At 53.7% G+C, this 16,486-nt stretch carries 16 protein-coding genes; 10 read left to right on the forward strand and 6 right to left on the reverse strand.

Annotation, left to right across the window (positions count from 1 at the left end; all coding sequences use genetic code 11):
* The first annotated feature begins 30 nt into the window (after window positions 1–30).
* A complete protein-coding gene (locus tag G5380_RS06385) occupies window positions 31–510 on the forward strand; it encodes a putative 4-hydroxy-4-methyl-2-oxoglutarate aldolase (RefSeq protein WP_019445630.1) in 480 nt (159 codons plus the stop codon).
* 1 nt (window position 511) lies between these two features.
* Here G5380_RS06385 and G5380_RS06390 read toward each other — a convergent pair whose 3' ends face one another.
* Complete coding sequence (locus tag G5380_RS06390; RefSeq protein WP_064338427.1) at window positions 512–991, reverse strand: hypothetical protein; 480 nt, start codon at window positions 989–991, stop codon at window positions 512–514.
* 157 nt (window positions 992–1,148) lie between these two features.
* Here G5380_RS06390 and G5380_RS06395 point away from each other — a divergent pair, with 157 nt between their 5' ends.
* From G5380_RS06395 to G5380_RS06430, 8 genes are all read left to right on the forward strand, one after another.
* Window positions 1,149–1,547, forward strand: a complete 399-nt coding sequence (locus G5380_RS06395; protein WP_005359119.1) for an META domain-containing protein — start codon at window positions 1,149–1,151, stop codon at window positions 1,545–1,547.
* Between the two features lie 239 nt (window positions 1,548–1,786).
* The gene (locus G5380_RS06400; protein ID WP_216978347.1) at window positions 1,787–2,155 is read left to right on the forward strand and encodes an ArsR/SmtB family transcription factor; all 369 of its coding nucleotides are present in this window, start codon (window positions 1,787–1,789) and stop codon (window positions 2,153–2,155) included.
* A gap of 4 nt (window positions 2,156–2,159) precedes the next feature.
* Window positions 2,160–2,528 (forward strand): arsenite efflux transporter metallochaperone ArsD, encoded by a 369-nt coding sequence (arsD, locus tag G5380_RS06405; RefSeq protein WP_201909432.1) that lies wholly within the window; start codon window positions 2,160–2,162, stop codon window positions 2,526–2,528.
* 27 nt (window positions 2,529–2,555) lie between these two features.
* Window positions 2,556–4,319 (forward strand): arsenical pump-driving ATPase, encoded by a 1,764-nt coding sequence (arsA, locus tag G5380_RS06410; RefSeq protein WP_421208606.1) that lies wholly within the window; start codon window positions 2,556–2,558, stop codon window positions 4,317–4,319.
* Between the two features lie 109 nt (window positions 4,320–4,428).
* Window positions 4,429–5,493, forward strand: a complete 1,065-nt coding sequence (gene arsB / locus G5380_RS06415; RefSeq protein WP_421352533.1) for an ACR3 family arsenite efflux transporter — start codon at window positions 4,429–4,431, stop codon at window positions 5,491–5,493.
* A gap of 76 nt (window positions 5,494–5,569) precedes the next feature.
* A complete protein-coding gene (gene arsC / locus G5380_RS06420; RefSeq protein WP_080741219.1) occupies window positions 5,570–5,995 on the forward strand; it encodes a glutaredoxin-dependent arsenate reductase in 426 nt (141 codons plus the stop codon).
* A gap of 358 nt (window positions 5,996–6,353) precedes the next feature.
* A complete protein-coding gene (locus G5380_RS06425) occupies window positions 6,354–7,565 on the forward strand; it encodes a NupC/NupG family nucleoside CNT transporter (protein ID WP_421352534.1) in 1,212 nt (403 codons plus the stop codon).
* Between the two features lie 466 nt (window positions 7,566–8,031).
* Window positions 8,032–8,181 carry a hypothetical protein gene (locus G5380_RS06430; RefSeq protein ID WP_005347375.1) on the forward strand — a complete coding sequence of 50 codons (150 nt, stop codon included), beginning with the start codon at window positions 8,032–8,034 and terminating at the stop codon, window positions 8,179–8,181.
* Between the two features lie 182 nt (window positions 8,182–8,363).
* Here the strand turns inward: G5380_RS06430 and G5380_RS06435 are convergent, their stop codons facing one another.
* Window positions 8,364–9,140: a BPL-N domain-containing protein gene (locus G5380_RS06435; protein ID WP_421352535.1), complete on the reverse strand. Its 777-nt coding sequence runs from the start codon at window positions 9,138–9,140 to the stop codon at window positions 8,364–8,366.
* Between the two features lie 334 nt (window positions 9,141–9,474).
* Between G5380_RS06435 and G5380_RS06440 the strand changes: the two genes are divergently transcribed.
* Window positions 9,475–10,008 (forward strand): metal-dependent hydrolase, encoded by a 534-nt coding sequence (locus tag G5380_RS06440; protein ID WP_421352536.1) that lies wholly within the window; start codon window positions 9,475–9,477, stop codon window positions 10,006–10,008.
* 121 nt (window positions 10,009–10,129) lie between these two features.
* On the opposite strand, the gene G5380_RS06445 is transcribed toward G5380_RS06440, so the two are convergent.
* From G5380_RS06445 to trpB, 4 genes are all read right to left on the reverse strand, one after another.
* Window positions 10,130–11,890 (reverse strand): UvrD-helicase domain-containing protein, encoded by a 1,761-nt coding sequence (locus G5380_RS06445; RefSeq protein ID WP_421352537.1) that lies wholly within the window; start codon window positions 11,888–11,890, stop codon window positions 10,130–10,132.
* A 2-nt stretch (window positions 11,891–11,892) separates the two neighbouring features.
* A complete protein-coding gene (locus G5380_RS06450; RefSeq protein ID WP_421352538.1) occupies window positions 11,893–13,992 on the reverse strand; it encodes an ATP-dependent nuclease in 2,100 nt (699 codons plus the stop codon).
* Window positions 13,993–14,486: 494 nt separating this feature from the next.
* On the reverse strand, window positions 14,487–15,293 hold the full coding sequence (trpA, locus tag G5380_RS06455; protein ID WP_100654204.1) for a tryptophan synthase subunit alpha: 807 nt from the start codon (window positions 15,291–15,293) through the stop codon (window positions 14,487–14,489).
* A complete protein-coding gene (trpB, locus tag G5380_RS06460; protein ID WP_005347359.1) occupies window positions 15,290–16,483 on the reverse strand; it encodes a tryptophan synthase subunit beta in 1,194 nt (397 codons plus the stop codon). The genes trpA and trpB overlap by 4 nt, the downstream gene beginning before the upstream one ends.
* Between the last annotated feature and the right edge of the window lie 3 nt (window positions 16,484–16,486).

Consider the following 16,486-nt stretch of genomic DNA (forward strand, 5'->3'; position numbering starts at 1 on the left):
CATCTTCATGCATCTGAAAGGAATCAAATCATGCTGGATCTCCTACCCGACCTCTGCGATCAACACGGCGACTTGCTGCAAGTAGCCGACCCGGTGTTTCAGGATTTTGGCGGCAAGGCCCTCTTTTATGGTCGCGCCGTAACGCTCTCCTGTTATGAAGACAACAGTCTGGTGCGGGATCTGGTGACCCGCCCCGGTCACGGCAAGGTGATGGTGATCGACGGCGGCGGCTCGCTGCGCCGTGCGCTGCTTGGCGATCAACTGGCGATCAAGGCGGTGGAGCAGGGGTGGGAGGGGATCCTGATCCACGGCGCGGCGCGGGATGTGGGCACCCTGGCGACACTGGCGCTCGGGGTCAAGGCGCTGGCGGCCTGTCCGGTCAAGACCGAGAAGCGAGGATTGGGAGAGCTGGGGGCCGTGGTCAGCTTTGCCGGGGTGACCATCCACGAAGGGGATTACGTCTATGCGGATCGCAACGGCGTGGTGGTGAGTGCCACGCCGCTGATCTGATTCAGAAGTTGAAGCCGACCCCCAGACTCAGTGCCTGATCGGCAGTGATGGCGCTGACGCCGTAGTTGGCGGTGAGGGAGAGTCTGGGGGTCAGCAGCAGGCTGGAGTTGAGCTCCAGCAGGGTGCTGGCCTTGTTGAGATCGAGATGCTTGATCTGGCTGCCGATATTGAATGCCGGAGAGAGCTGGTAGCGCACCCCCGAACTCATATTGAAACCGGATGTGCGATTCTGATCCGCTACCGCCGGGCCCGCTTCCATAAAGAGGGTCACATCATCCACCACCGGATACTGATAGCCGCTATTGACCAGCCAGAGATCAAAACTGTCGCTGTGATGGCTATGGCCATTGAGCAGCACACCCGAGTAACTTTTGACATAGAGAGACGGGTTGGATTGCGGCTGAACCACTGCCCAGTCGGCGGCCTGTGCGGCCATGCTGGCGCAGGTTGCAAGCAGTGTGATGATGAGCGATTTGACCATTCGTTTCCCCTCCCTGGGTCCGGAACTGAGCCTAAGCATGGCACATGCCAGCTGGTAGTAAAGTGAAGGGAGATCACAATAAAATCCTTTGGCATGGGCGTCAGCCATGTTAAACAGGCTGCCGTATTGATGGCTCTAATCATTAAGAGGTGAATCCATGAACAAGAAACTGACTCTGCTGGCCGCGCTGGCACTGGGAGGCTGCGCAATGGCAACGGGTTCCAGCATGGCTCAACTGCAAGCATCCAGCTGGCAGCTGCAAGGCGCCACCGGCGATACCTTCACCCTGCAAGTGGTCGACGGCAAGGTGGCGGGCAAGGGCGGCTGCAACCGCTATTTTGGCGGTATCACCAAGCAGGGTGACGGTGTCTTGACGCTGGGCGCCATGGGCTCCACTCGCATGATGTGCATCGGCGACGCCATGAACAAAGAGACCGAGTTCCTGCAAAAGCTGGAGAAGGTGGCAACCTACTCCATCAATGGCAACCAGCTGACTCTGAGCGATGCCAACAAGGCAGCCCTGCTCACCTTTAACGCTGTGCCTGCTGCCAAATAAGGCACGCGTTTGTCTGATTGCCCCGACAGCTCTGACTGTCTGATACGCCCTCCGTCTGGAGGGCGTCTGTTTATCTGCGACGAGCCCTGTGTGCTCGTCCGCAACGGTTGTTCACTCGTCGATTCCCCTTTCTGCCCGGTTTGATGTCAGAACCTCGAATTTTTGCTTCGGTACGCATTTTGATTATTTCAATAATTCTTGTATAGTTGAAATGAAAGGTCGCACCAAGGGGAATGAAGATGAACAAAGAGATGGCCACCAAGGTCTTTGAATCGCTGGCATCCGGCATCCGGCTCGATGTATGGCGGCTGCTGGTGAAGGCCGGGCTGGAGGGGCGGGTCGCTGGTGAACTGGCCAGCGAGATCGATATTGCCCCCAATACCCTCTCGTTTCACCTCAAGGCGATGCTCAATGCCGGTCTGCTGTCGGTGGAGCAGGAGGGGCGCTTTCTGCGCTACCGCGCCAATATACCCCTGATGCTGGATGTGATCGCCTACCTCACCGAGGAGTGCTGCGCCGGTCATCCCGAGGCGTGCGGCGTGATGCGTGCCGAGTCAGCCTGCTCCCCCCATGTTCTGCCTGCGCAGCCCTGCTGCAACAAGGAGTAATGCCATGTCCTCCATTCAGATTTTTGATCCCGCCCTCTGCTGCTCCAGCGGTGTTTGCGGTACCGAGGTTGATCAGGCACTGGTCACCTTCGCTGCCGACCTCGCCTGGGCCAAGGAGCAGGGCGTTGCCATCGAGCGTTTCAATCTGGCCCAGCAGCCGATGCAGTTTGCCGAGACACCTGCCGTCAGCGCTTTTCTGACCCACGCCGGGGAGGAGGGGTTGCCACTGGTGCTGGTGGAGGGGCAGGTGGTGTTGACCGGCCGTTATCCGAGCCGTAGCGAGTTGGCTCGTTATGCCGGGTTGCCTGCGCCTCAAGCGACCATCAAGGGGATTGTCAAGGGCGGCTGCTGCTCCGGCAGCGGTTGCTGCTGAGTCGTGACGCACCATTCGGGAGAGGCTATGTACCATTTTCTGACCAATCCACCGCCGTTTCTCTTTTTCACCGGCAAGGGCGGGGTGGGCAAGACCTCGCTGGCCTGCGCCAGTGCGGTGGCTCTTTGTGATATTGGCAAGCGGGTGCTGCTGGTGAGCACAGATCCTGCCTCCAACGTGGGGCAGGTGTTTGCCACCGAGATCGGCAATCGCGTCACTGCCATCGCCGCGGTGCCCGGTTTGTCGGCGCTGGAGATAGATCCCCCTGCGGCGGCCAAAGCCTATCGGGAGCGGATTGTCGGGCCGGTGCGCGGCAAGTTGCCCGAGAGCGTGGTACGCAGCATCGAGGAGCAGCTCTCCGGCGCCTGCACCACCGAGATCGCCGCCTTTGACGAATTCACCGCCCTGCTGACTGACCAAACGCTGCTGGCCGAGTATGACCATATCGTCTTTGATACGGCGCCAACCGGCCACACCATCCGGCTGCTGCAACTGCCGGGAGCCTGGAGCGAATTTCTGGAGCAGGGCAAGGGGGATGCCTCCTGCCTAGGCCCGCTGGCGGGGTTGGAGAAACAGCGCAGCCAGTATGCAGAGGCGGTCGCCGCACTGGCTGATGCCACTCGCACCCGGTTGGTGCTGGTGGCGCGGGCCCAGCAATCCACTCTGCGGGAAGTGGCCCGCACCCACGAGGAGCTGGCCGCCATCGGCTTGTTGAATCAGCAACTGGTGATCAATGGCCTCTTCCCCGAAGGCGCCATTGCCGGAGATCCGCTGGCAATGGCGCTCTGGCAGCGCGAGCAACAGGCTCTTGCCGATATGCCGCAGGGGATAAAGGGGCTGGCGCAGGATCAGATCCCGCTGCTGGCCACCAATCTGGTGGGGGTCGACAGTTTGCGGCTGTTGCTGCAAGCAGAGGGAAGAGCTGCTCAATCCTCGACAGTACAGTCCACTGTCAAGCAAGCCCAGCCCGAGTTGAGTTCGCTGGTGGACGAGCTGGCCGCCGATGGTCATGGCCTTATCATGCTGATGGGTAAGGGCGGGGTAGGCAAGACAACCTTGGCGGCCGCCGTGGCGGTGGAGCTGGCCAGCCGCGGCTTGCCGGTGCACCTCACCACCTCGGATCCCGCCGCGCACCTGAGCGAGACGCTGGCAGGTAGCTTGTCCCATCTTGAGGTGAGTCGCATCGACCCCCACGCCGAGACCGAGCGTTACCGCGCCCAGGTGCTGGCCAGCAAGGGAGCGGCCCTGGACGAGCAGGGGCGGGCACTGCTGGAGGAGGACTTGCGCTCCCCCTGCACCGAGGAGATCGCCGTGTTTCAGGCCTTTTCCCGCATCATTCGCGAGGCGGGCAAGCGCTTTGTGGTGATGGATACCGCCCCCACCGGCCACACCCTGCTGCTGCTTGACGCCACCGGCGCCTACCACAGGGAGATCGCTCGCCAGATGGGAAACAAGGGGCTGCACTTCACCACCCCCATGATGCAGTTGCAGGACCCCAAGCAGACCAAGGTGTTGATTGTGACGCTGCCCGAGCCGACGCCGGTACAGGAGGCGGCCAATCTGCAGGCCGATCTGCGCCGGGCTGGTATCGAGCCCTGGGGCTGGCTTATCAACCACAGCTTGCAGCAAGCCGCGGTCAGCTCACCGCTGCTGCAACTGCGGGCCGAGCGCCAGTTGCCCCATATCGAGGCGGTCGAGCAGCAACATGCCAGCCGCTACGCCGTGGTGCCGCTGCTCGCCGAGGAGCCGGTGGGGCCCGATGCCCTGCGCCGCCTCTGCCAGCACCATTGAGTCGCCGCCCCGGTCTGCTGCCGGGGCGGCTTGAATATGCCGTTACTTGTTATAAACCTGTGTTTTGAACCAATAGAAGATGCGGGATTGCGCCGCATCGGGAGCTGTGATGTCTGCAACATGTGATGCCAAGGCCGTGCCTGCCATCGGCTTTTTTGAACGTTATCTGACCGCCTGGGTCGCCCTCTGCATTCTGGTGGGGATTGGTCTCGGGCAGGGGTTGCCGGATCTCTTCAAGGCGATCGGCGCCATGGAGGTGGCCAAGGTCAACCTGCCGGTGGGGCTGCTGATCTGGGTGATGATCATCCCCATGCTGCTCAAGATCGATTTTGGCGCCCTGCATCAGGTGAAGGGGCACATGAAGGGCATTGGGGTCACCCTCTTTATCAACTGGCTGGTCAAGCCCTTCTCCATGGCCTTCCTCGGTTGGCTCTTTATCCGCGTGCTGTTTGCCGACTGGCTGCCGGCTGATCAGCTCGACAGTTACGTAGCGGGCCTGATCCTGCTGGCGGCGGCCCCCTGCACCGCCATGGTGTTTGTCTGGAGTCGCCTCACCAACGGCGATCCCTACTTCACCCTGTCGCAGGTGGCGGTGAACGACCTCATCATGGTGTTTGCCTTCGCACCGCTGGTGGCGCTGCTGCTCGGGGTCTCCAGCATCATAGTGCCCTGGGATACCCTGCTTACCTCTGTGGTGCTCTATATCGTCATTCCGGTCATCATCGCCCAGCCGCTGCGCAAGGCCTTGCTGAAAAAGGGAGAGGCCCATTTTGACGGCGTCATGACCCGCATCCAGCCCTGGTCGGTGGCGGCCCTGCTGCTCACTCTGGTGCTGCTGTTTGCCTTTCAGGGCAACGCCATCATCGAGCAGCCGCTGGTTATCGCCCTGTTGGCGGTGCCCATTCTGATCCAGGTGCTGTTCAACTCCGGGCTGGCTTACTGGCTCAACCGCAAGGTGGGGGAGAAGCACTCGGTTGCCTGTCCTTCCGCCCTGATCGGTGCCTCCAACTTCTTCGAGCTGGCGGTGGCCGCCGCCATCAGCCTGTTCGGCTTTCACTCCGGCGCGGCGCTCGCCACCGTGGTCGGGGTACTGATCGAGGTGCCGGTCATGCTGCTGGTGGTGCGGGTGGTTAACGCCAGCAAACCCTGGTACGAAGCGGGGCTGAGCCGTTAACTGATGGCCGCTAACAGCTGGCCGCGAACTAGATGCTATCCATTTTCTATTCACTTGATTAATGAGAGACACGCAAATGAGTGCAATCACCATCTATCACAACCCGGAATGTGGTACCTCCCGTAACACCCTGGAGCTGATCCGCAACAGCGGCGTCGAGCCCACTGTCATCCACTATCTGGAGACGCCCCCCTCCCGTGACCAGCTGGTGGCGCTGATCGCCGCCATGGACATGCCGGTGCGCGATCTGCTGCGCAAGAACGTTCCACCCTACGAGGCGCTCGGTCTGGCGGAAGATCGTTTCAGCGATGATGAACTGATCGATGCCATGCTGGCTCACCCCATCCTCATCAACCGCCCCATCGTCGTTACGCCGCTTGGCACCAAACTGTGCCGTCCGTCGGAAGTGGTGCTCGATATATTGCCCGATCAGCAAAAAGGGGCCTTCGCCAAGGAGGATGGCGAGCAGGTGGTGGATGCGAGCGGCAAGCGCCTCAAGTAATCATCTGAGTACTCAAGTACGGATTGAAACAGGGCCAGCGTCACGCTGGCCCTGTTTCGTTGTGTGAACAAGTTGAAAAAGTTATTCCGGCCAATCGTTTTACCGCTTTTTCTGCGACGATGATCACTGTACCATCGCCGCCCGACCTGCCACCCGGCCGCATCTCCCCCTGCGACGGCGCTGGCGTCACCCGATACATGCTGTCACCCGGAACGTGAATGACCCCAGGATGGGACCCGCCACTAACCTGTAGGTTTGTGGTCTGCGTGTCGCGTGGGTCGGCACCTCTCCCGCCGGATCTCCCGCGACGCCTGTCTGCAGACTTGCCATATGAAACTCCTCTCTTCATAGGTGCAAGATGACACTGTTATTGAGTCTGGTCGGTATGCTGGCCCTGATGTTTATCGCCTGGCTGGCGAGTGAAAACCGCCGAGCCATCCGCTGGCGAACCGTGCTGGGTGCGCTCACCCTGCAAACCGGTTTTGCTGCCCTGGTGCTCTATTTCCCCCCCGGACAAATCATGCTCGGTGCCATGAGCAATGGCGTCTCCGCCCTGCTCGGCTTTGCCGACAGCGGCATCCGTTTTGTGTTTGGCGATCTCGCCAGCAACGGCTTTATCTTCGCCGTGCGGGTGCTGCCGCTGGTGATCTTTATCAGCGCGCTGATCGCCGTGCTCTACCACTTCGGCATCATGCAGTGGGTGATCCGTGTATTGGGTGGCGCCGTGCACCGCCTGCTCGGCACCAGCCGCGCCGAGTCGCTGGTGGCCACCGGCAATATCTTCCTGTCGCAAGGGGAGTCGCCGCTGCTTATTCGCCCCTTCCTTGCTGGTATGACCCGCTCTGAACTCTTTGCGATGATGACCTGCGGCATGGCTTCGGTGGCGGGCTCGGTACTGGGCGGTTACGCCGGTCTGGGTGTGGATCTGAAATACCTCATCGCCGCCTCCTTTATGGCGGCGCCGGGTGGCCTGCTGATGGCCAAACTGCTGGTGCCGGAGCAGCAGCAGGTGAGCGATCAGACCGAGATCACCCTCGACAAGAGCGACTACAGCAACGCCATCGACGCACTGGCGGGCGGCGCCATGGGCGGCATGAAGATCGCCGTGGCCATAGGTACTATCCTGCTGGCCTTTGTCAGCGTCATCACCATGATCAACGCCGGTCTCACCACCGTCGGCGAGTGGTTCGGCTGGGCCGATCTCTCCCTGCAGCAGCTGCTGGGTTATCTGTTTGCCCCGGTGGCCTGGCTCATTGGCGTGCCCGCCAGCGAGATGATGGCGGCAGGCTCCCTGATTGGTCAGAAGGTGATCATGAACGAGTTCGTCGCCTATCTGGACTTTGCCAATATCAAGGCGGATCTGAGCGCCCACACCCAGATCATCATCACCTTCGCGCTGTGCGGTTTCGCCAATCTGGGCTCCATTGCGGTGCAGCTCGGCTCCATCGGTACCATGGCACCGGAGCGTCGTCACGATGTGGCCAATATGGGCTTCAAGGCTGTGTTGGCGGCGACCCTGGCCAACCTGATGAGCGCCACCCTGGCCGGGATCTTTGTCTCGCTGGCCTGATAGCGTGAGGCAATAGCCGGCTAGCCGGCGGCTCAAACAAAAGACCCCCTCTTACCGCTGGGCAATAGGGGGTCTTTTTATTGGTTTCGTCGGTTGGGCAGCTGCGCTGCCTGCCTTTGAAAATGGTAGTAGCACTGCTTAACGCCATTTCGGCGCAGTGCCAGATAATCCGGTTCGGCGATGAGATCTGCTCCAGCATGGGACTACGCCAAACCGGGTTACTGCGTATGCCTTTATCACCTTTTTGGCGGGGGACGTGGGCCTCGTTGCGTTTCGCGTAACGGGGCTGCAGCCGCTGCTACAGCGTGTCACCGTGCAGAATGAATAGTTTTTTAGATTGAATGTTGCATATTCAATCGATTATTTAGTTGGGCGTTTGGGGGATGAGTGGTGTCTGAATAGGGGAGCAGGTTGGCCAATGCGCCGTCAGCCAGTCTTTAAGCGGTCATACAAAGGAGACACTCTGATGGAAACACTTGACCTTAACATCGACACCATGCGCGAAGAGTTCCAGCTTCAGGAGCGCAAAAAAGCCCAAGAGAAGTGGCAAGCCCGAGTCGATGAGCTGCAACAGTTGCGGGGTGGGGAGAGACAACCGGAGGAGCAGGAAGAGTAGTGCTCGTTCCCGGGCGAAAGTTGAGGTAGCGAACGCTTCATATCGGCTACCCGTTATCTACCACCGATAAAAAAACCACCGACCTTTTGCAGGTCGGTGGTTTTTTTTATGGATTGCTGCCGATTGGCTGCCCTCACTTCCGGGCCTAGCTATCGGGTCAAATCCGGGGCGTAGGGACGCGACTACTTCGAATGGGTGACGGGCTCTTCGGAGAGCAACTCGTTGACGAGTCCAACGGCTAGATGAATATTCGACTCCATCTTGTCGCCGTCCACTGCGTTCGCTTTCCATGATTCGGGGGCTTCGGGGTGTGGCCCGGAAACCGCCACCTTGCCTTTGCCATATGAGCTGATAAGCGCGGCAATATGATGGTTTTGAAAATGGGCGATGACCTTGACCTGCTCGGGGCTTGGCACCGGCGTAAATTGCGGGCCGGCCTGGTAATACATCTGGCGCTCTTCACCAAGCCAGGTGATCGGGAAGATCCTGGCGCTAAAGTCGCCGTCATAATCATCGGATGTGGCAGGGACGAGGCCCAGCGCCGGCACAAAGCCTTCGTCCTCAGACCAGCCAGTGGATGCCACAAAGGCCCCCCCACAGATCCCGAGGTAGCGGCCACCGTTTTGCAGATAGGTTTTTAATGCCGAGCGCGCGTCTGCGGTGAAGGCGTTGAGCAGCGGCTCAACATCGTCCTCAGTGCCGCCAACGATAAACACCCTGGCATGATCGAGCTCTGCAGGCAGCGCCTCGATATTGGAGAGATACCTGACCGGCAAGCCCACCTGCTTGACCACATCCGCAATCGCTCTGGTGCTATCCCCATCAGATACCGGCCCGTTATAGATCAGCGCATACGGCTCTTGCTGCGGCTGCGCAGAGGCGGCCTCTGCCATGCATCCAGTCACTAACCAAAGGCTGATAACGCTCGCAATCAGCCTGATGCCTTTTGATACATTCATCGCTGCCACTATCCCTGTGATGTGAACCGAAGAGACTACTTATCACGATCCCGTTCTGCATGTCAGCCGCTGTTAAATGAACATTTCAAGTTAACGCGCCAACGCTGATTGGGCCTGCGTTCGACACACAACGAACGAGCCAATACAGAGGGACAAACCACAGGATTTCGGCCCCTGCTTCGGAGCGCGTGCAACAGCTTTCCTGTGTGACGCCTCTTCTGGCTGATGGCTAAGGATTTGAGGGGGAATACAGCAACATAAGAGGAGGCACTTCACCTTCACTTCACCGAACGGGGGTAGGGTAGGCTCACGTTTTCAGTTGGAGCTTTATCCTATGCCCACCATAGTCACTCACGCCGCCGTACCTCTCTGCCTTGGACTGGGGCTTGGCAGCCGCATTATCCCGCCGCGCCTGCTGCTGGCGGGGGTCGCCATCGCCATGCTGCCCGATGCCGATGTGCTCGCCTTTAAACTGGGGGTTGCCTACGGCCATGTCTTTGGCCACCGCGGCTTTACCCACTCCCTGTTGTTCGCCTTTGCCTTGCCCACCCTGGCCATGTTGTTTCACCGCCAATTTCGGGCCCGCGCCGCCACCGTCTGGTCGTTTCTGCTGGTCTCGCTGCTCTCCCACAGCCTGCTCGATTCACTTACCACCGGCGGCAAGGGGGTTGGCTGGCTCTGGCCGTGGCGTGACGAGCGTTTCTTTGCCCCCTGGCAAGTGATCCGGGTCGCCCCCTTCAAGCTGGAGGCCTATCTCACAGCCCGAGGTGAAGCGGTGATCCTCTCCGAGTTCTACTGGGTCTGGCTGCCGGGGGGGGCGTTGATGCTGGTGTTGATGGGGTGGCGGGTGTGGAAAAAGGAGAGGTAGTGGTGGGATTGGAAAGGATTATTGGAAATGTCCTACTTTGGTAAATATCGAGAATAACTAAAAATTGGATACCCATCTTTTGTCGGCCTGTTCAGAAATGTGGGTATCCTGTTTTTTGTCATTAATCATATTGATAGTTGTATGTATTCAACTGGCTTGATGTTTCATAATAACTCCCTCGCTGTGTTCTACGCCCAGACTCAGAAAATATGTACAAATTTTCTTTTGCTCTAGACCCTATTACATAAAGCATTTTAGATTCAGAGTTATACCCAACTACTTCAGGTTGATTTATTATATCACTCCAATGGGGAATGAATCCTTTTAATAAACAAAATGCAATAACAGTTTTATATTCTTCGCCTTTAACTCCATGACACGAATTAACCACTACTCCTGTTTTTCTATTAAAGAAGCTTTTAAATGCAACTACAGTATCTTCATACTGACCATTATTATTTGCCATATTGGAAATGGCTTTTTCAAAAAATAGGTCAAATTGTTCATTGAGATGCAAGTCACTAGATAAATCAACCTTTAACTTTTCAAGTAAAAATACAAAACACTCTCTTAAATATTCCGTTCCAACTAGAGTTTCACTATGAAAAGAGTTAATTATCTTTAATAATTTTTTTGCGGTTAACTCTTTTGTATGGTGATGGTTATCAACTAGTTTACCTAACAATTCATTTGCCCATCGGACACGACAACTAAGTAACTGTCCTGACGGCTTAGTCAAAGCTAGCTTAGAAACTAACAACCAGAAGTTGTCCTGCTGACCATAAAATGGTGATAGTGAGGGGGCATCAAACGTTACATGTGGCATTAAAGATATTAATTTTTTTGTCATTGACCTTATCGGCGCCCATTGAGGCGCGATAACACAGATATCATTCTCACTAGTACCATTATTAAGCTCGTCTTGAATTAATTTAGAAATGATTACTGGCAAATCGTCTTTATCTACAGTTTGGTTAAAAAAACTTATAATTCCGTGTTCATTTTTATATGCCGACTTTGCTATGCTGCCCTGAACTTTTCTAAAAGCAGAGAAATAGTCAATAATGCGTTGTGTTGAGCGATAATTATCACTAAAAGTAAAGTGATTTATATTGCAGCCGGAGAACTCAGTATTTAACTCAGATAAAGTAAGGGATTTACCTCCAATACCTCCATAGATAGCTTGGTTTTCATCTCCCACAATAAATAAAGATGGCTTTACGTCTGCTTTATTATATATTTTTGCCAAAATCGCATACTGTAAGTCTTGCGTGTCTTGAACTTCATCCACACAGATAAGACTAAAGATGCTGCCTAGTGTAGATGCGATTTCTGGCACATTTTCCATTAAGTGAAAGGCAAAATAAAGTGCTTGGTCAAAGTCAATTTTTTTGCGTGAATGAAGAATCTCTCTATATTCTTTCTCTACTTCGATTGCTTGGGTGCTTGTATTATAGACGGAGCCATTTCGATCGAAACTTATATTTACATCATCGAAAACTCTTAATCCTTTATCTGCTTTTAATTTGTTTATAATTTTCCTTGTTTCGAATTCATCCGCAATCGTGAAGCCAGAATTAAGATAAGGAGAGTAAGATGCGTACGGTCTAATTATCCACTCAAGTGCTAATGAATGAATAGTCCCAGCCCAAATACGCCCATTTTCTATGGTGTAATTTTCTTCAAGTCTCGCTTTTATTTCATCTGCGGCTCTATTTGTGAATGTCACAGCAAGAACTTTATTACTTCGATGTATTAATTCATCTACACCTTTGGCAATTCTTGCGGTAAGAGCTCTGGTCTTACCACTCCCTGGACAGGCTGTAATGTAAACATTTCCATTACAGTTAACTGCGGTTTGCTGTTCATCACTTAATTTCATAGTTACTTGCCTAGCAAATTAATAAAGTAAGATAAATCATCGTCAGGGCATTGCTTTACAAATTCAGCTATACAGGAATTAATATTATGGGGAGTGTCATTAAAATACTGTGTCGGTTTATCCTCATCCTCCATTACTGGCATGGGATGTTTTAAGCGATGTACACACATTTTGTATATTGTTTTAGAAGAAAGTTTATAGCCACATGAAAATGCTATGGCATCTAGTATGTATTTAGGAATGTATGTCCGAGAACTCACGGTTTCTGATATAAGTAGTGACAGCCATCCTTTTCCAAATTTATCTGCAAGTCTCAGTATTTCTTTTCCATAAATTTCCACATTGTTATCTATCAGCCTTTTAGCTGAATTTTCTATGTTTCTCAGATTCTTATAAATAGAAGGCAATGCATCCTTAACCTCAATTGAGTTATCCGCTTTAATAAAATCAACTTCGAAAGTGTGATGAGCGTAGAATGCACATATAAAATCATTTTCATTTGTGTGGTGGTCTAGTTTTGCTTTTCTTATAACACCTGATTTTTGAGAGTTTCGACAAGACCTTTGATATGCATCATCCTCTTCCTCATCATATGGAAGTGGTACAATTGACGTATCTAGATCTGTAACTATTGCACAATTTTTCCTGATTCTATTGGGATGGAATAAATTGGATATGTGTTCAAAGAAAGCACTATCCATACTTATTAAGCTGATGCCAAGCTCGTCTAATGAAACACCAAATACTTTTTTCACTAAAACAGGAGTTAAGATTAGTTCGGCTTCTCCTTCAACTAGTATTACGCCTTTGGCAAAAAGTAGTGTTGAACGAGTGGCATTTAAATACCTTTCTATGCGATTACATTTAACCTTTGTTAATCCGGTTGCAGGTTGAAATACATCAACCCTATTCTCATTTAAACCCAATATATTCATTTCGGATATTTTTGCCGCTGAAGATATATGGGTTGAGTGTGTCGACAAGAATACTTGTGTCTTATTTATCGCATGGTTCTCAAATAGTGTTTTTTGAATGTGAGTGTGTATATGAGCCTCGGGCTCCTCGATGACTAAAAACTGAGCTGCTTTATCTGCATCCTGTTTACGCTCATATTCTAACAATTTTAGCGCCACATAAATTAAGTTGGCACCACCTAGACTTAATTCATTTAGATCTCCGCTATATCCATCAACATAGTTATCCCCTACGGTAAGTGAAAGTTTTTGAAGTAGTTTATCTAATTCACTTGGTAATGACGACTCAATATCAATAATTGGGGAGAATGTATGACCTACAGTCTTGTGCAGCATATTTTGAATGCCACTTGAAACTTGTCTGATTTCATCCAGTTCTGAAATAGTATCATTTACCTCTGCAATAAGAGTTGTAATTCTTTTAGAATCCTTATCGGAGATCTCTGATTCTAATCCTTTTAATAAGGAAATTAATGGGCTGTTACGGTAATTTTTGAGATCTGAAACAACATCTCTTAGAGCTTTTATAAATGTAAAAGAGACCTCTTCATGTAATGGTGAAAGATGTATACCATAAGACTTAAAGTCTTTATTATTGGGATCTGGAAATACTAACTTATTAAAGTCACCGACTAAATTTTTGTAAGTTTCGTTACATGTAAAGTTAGCGTGAGATCTGCCAGAAAAAACTGACTCATAATCATCTATATGGATCTTTTCAATTATTTCTTGAGCTAAGGTAGAATTACCGCTGGCATCAAATAGTGCTTTCCTTATTTTAAAACAAGGCCTAAAATAAAAATTTAACGTTCCTTTATTACTGTTATCCATATGGCCTGTATCATGTTTTAACATTTGGCAGCCTTCATGAGGAGACAGCTCGTTAAAATCTATAGAGATCACAATCCAATGGCCTTTCCAGTTACCTAGGTTACGGCAGAAGTCGCTTTCTCTTAGCTTGGTAATATTTCTAGGTAATGATTCATCAAGTAGTAACCTTAAGGCGAAAAGAGCATTCGTTTTACCAGAGCCATTTTCACCTAGAATTGTATTTACGCCTTTTTTAAACAAAAGTTCTGAGCTTAAAAAATTTCTAAAGTTTCTTATTTTTAATGAGCTTATGTACATTCCTTGACCTCATTTTTATTAGCTATTACAAGAGGGTTAATAGTGATTGATTAAATAGTGTCACTAATCTGATAGCATTCGACTAGTGACACATTGTAGCGTGCTGAGTGCAGGCTATCTCATTAGGTCAAGTACTTCATCATAATCACAACTCTGTGCCTGCTACTTTAACCCATATAGTGTCAGAAGTTGTTGCCATGATTCCACCTGATAGAGGGATTTTCGTTTGGCTATTGTAATGGCGGGAATTGGATATTGGAAAGTGTGTTATGGTAGGAGTTAGTTCTAGATCAATAAATTAGAGATTAATCAACATTTGATGTGAGCAATCACGGTTGCCGTAGATTTTCCCTACATAGATCTTCTTCCGCATGGATTGGAGCAAAAAGAAAGGGAGCCGGCTAGGCTCCCTTTGATGTATTGATACATTTATGCGTGATCTCAATGTGTAGACGAGAACATCACTGCCAATTGCATTTTACCAATGCCATCCCTTATCGATTGGTTGCAGCCTTCATCCCTTCCACAAACTCTTTCAGACGAGTGAGCATATGTTCCGGGTTCTGGTGGTGGGTCTCGATGATCTTCACCACAGCGGAGCCGGAGATGGCACCGGCGGCGCCAGCGGCGATTGCCTCACGCACCTGAGCCGGTTCGCTGATGCCAAAGCCGAGCAGGGCGGGGGGGGCGTTGAACTCGCGCAGGGTATTGATCAGCCCCTCCACCGGCATGCCGGCCTTGGTCTCGGCACCGGTGACACCGGCGCGGCTCACCAGATAGGTGTACCCATTGCCGAGCTCCGCCACCTGTTTCAGGGTCTCGGCGTCGCCATTGGGCGGGGCGATAAAGATGCTGTCGATGCCGAACTTGTCGGCGGCCGCCTTGTAGGGGGCGCACATCTGCACCGGCACGTCGGCGACCAGCACCGAGTCCACGCCCGCCTGCTGGCACTTCTCGTAGAAGCCGTCAATTTTGCGCACATAGACGAGATTGGCGTAGACCAGGAGGCCAATGGGCAACTGCGGGTACTTGGCGCGGATGCGGCCAAGCAGCTCGAAGCAGTCGTCCGGGGTGGTGTGGCTGGCAAACGCGCGCAGGGCGGCGCCCTGAATGGTGGGGCCATCCGCCACCGGATCGGAGAAGGGAATGCCGAGCTCGAGGGCATCGGCGCCCCCTTCCACCAGCGCATCGACGATGGCTAGCGACAATTCGGGGGTGGGGTCACCCAGCATCACGAACGGCACAAAGGCGCCCTGATTGGCCTCGTCCAGACGGGAGAAGAGTTGTGCGTAACGGTTCATGACAAGGTTCCTTCTTTCTCGAAAATGTCAGCGACGGTGAAGATATCTTTGTCGCCACGGCCGGAGAGGTTGACGATGAGCACCTGCTCTTTTTCCGGTTCACTGCGGGCCATCTTGAGTGCATGGGCCAGCGCGTGGGAGGACTCCAGCGCAGGTATGATGCCTTCGGATTTTGCCAGCTCCTGGAAGGCGTCCAGCGCCTCCTTGTCGGTCACCGAGGGGTATTCGGCGCGGCCGATGGCGGCCAGGTGGGCGTGCTGCGGGCCAACGGAGGGGAAATCGAGCCCCGCCGAAACGGAGTAGGACTCCTGAATCTGGCCCTGATTGTCCTGCATCAGGTAGGAGTGCATGCCAAAGAAGACCCCCTTGCTGCCGTGACCGAGCGGCGCACCGTGCTCGCCGCTCTCGATGCCGTGACCACCCGGCTCGACGCCGATCAGGCGCACTGAAGGCTCATCGATAAAGTCGGCAAACATGCCGATGGCATTCGAGCCACCGCCGACGCAGGCGATCACCGCATCGGGCAGCCGCTCTTCCTTCTCGAAGCACTGGGCCTTGGCCTCTTCGCCGATCATCTTCTGGAATTCCCGCACGATAGTGGGGAAGGGGTGCGGGCCGGCGGCGGTGCCGAGCAGGTAGTGGGCCGACTCGTAGTTGGCAGCCCAGTCGCGCAGCGCCTCGTTGCAGGCATCTTTCAGGGTGCTGGAGCCGGAGTGCACCGGAATGACGGTGGCGCCCATCAGCTTCATGCGAAAGACGTTGGGCTTCTGGCGCTCGCAATCCTTGGCACCCATATAGACCCGGCACTTGAGGCCGAGCAGGGCACAGGCCAGTGCGGTGGCGACGCCATGCTGACCGGCACCGGTCTCGGCGATGATCTCGCTCTTGCCCATCCGCTTGGCCAGCAGCGCCTGACCCAACACCTGGTTGGTCTTGTGGGCGCCGCCGTGCAGCAGATCTTCACGCTTGAGGTAGAGGCGGGTCTTGGTGCCCTTGGTCAGATTGCGGGTCAGGGTGAGCGGGGTCGGGCGACCGGCATACTCGGTCAGCAGGGACTGAAACTCGGCGATAAAGGCCGGATCATCCTTGGCATCGACAAAGGCTTTCTCCAGCTGGAGCAGGGCCGGGATAAGGATTTGGGGTACATACATACCGCCAAATTCACCGAAAAACGGGTTGAGCAGGGTCATGGC

It is taken from the genome of Aeromonas sp. 604443, assembly GCF_049170315.1.
In the GTDB taxonomy this organism is placed as follows: domain Bacteria; phylum Pseudomonadota; class Gammaproteobacteria; order Enterobacterales; family Aeromonadaceae; genus Aeromonas; species Aeromonas veronii_A.

Bases quoted from the DNA above. Each gene is read 5' to 3' on its own strand.
- G5380_RS06440 (WP_421352536.1), top strand. From the start codon at position 9,475: ATGCCCACCATAGTCACTCACGCCGCCGTACCTCTCTGCCTTGGACTG.
- G5380_RS06395 (WP_005359119.1), top strand. From the start codon at position 1,149: ATGAACAAGAAACTGACTCTGCTGGCCGCGCTGGCACTGGGAGGCTGC.
- G5380_RS06435 (WP_421352535.1), bottom strand. From the start codon at position 9,140: ATGAATGTATCAAAAGGCATCAGGCTGATTGCGAGCGTTATCAGCCTT.
- G5380_RS06450 (WP_421352538.1), bottom strand. From the start codon at position 13,992: ATGTACATAAGCTCATTAAAAATAAGAAACTTTAGAAATTTTTTAAGC.
- G5380_RS06385 (WP_019445630.1), top strand. From the start codon at position 31: ATGCTGGATCTCCTACCCGACCTCTGCGATCAACACGGCGACTTGCTG.
- G5380_RS06390 (WP_064338427.1), bottom strand. From the start codon at position 991: ATGGTCAAATCGCTCATCATCACACTGCTTGCAACCTGCGCCAGCATG.
- arsB (WP_421352533.1), top strand. From the start codon at position 4,429: ATGTCTGCAACATGTGATGCCAAGGCCGTGCCTGCCATCGGCTTTTTT.
- arsD (WP_201909432.1), top strand. From the start codon at position 2,160: ATGTCCTCCATTCAGATTTTTGATCCCGCCCTCTGCTGCTCCAGCGGT.
- G5380_RS06445 (WP_421352537.1), bottom strand. From the start codon at position 11,890: ATGAAATTAAGTGATGAACAGCAAACCGCAGTTAACTGTAATGGAAAT.
- trpB (WP_005347359.1), bottom strand. From the start codon at position 16,483: ATGACCCTGCTCAACCCGTTTTTCGGTGAATTTGGCGGTATGTATGTA.
- G5380_RS06425 (WP_421352534.1), top strand. From the start codon at position 6,354: ATGACACTGTTATTGAGTCTGGTCGGTATGCTGGCCCTGATGTTTATC.
- G5380_RS06400 (WP_216978347.1), top strand. From the start codon at position 1,787: ATGAACAAAGAGATGGCCACCAAGGTCTTTGAATCGCTGGCATCCGGC.
- trpA (WP_100654204.1), bottom strand. From the start codon at position 15,293: ATGAACCGTTACGCACAACTCTTCTCCCGTCTGGACGAGGCCAATCAG.
- G5380_RS06430 (WP_005347375.1), top strand. From the start codon at position 8,032: ATGGAAACACTTGACCTTAACATCGACACCATGCGCGAAGAGTTCCAG.
- arsC (WP_080741219.1), top strand. From the start codon at position 5,570: ATGAGTGCAATCACCATCTATCACAACCCGGAATGTGGTACCTCCCGT.
- arsA (WP_421208606.1), top strand. From the start codon at position 2,556: ATGTACCATTTTCTGACCAATCCACCGCCGTTTCTCTTTTTCACCGGC.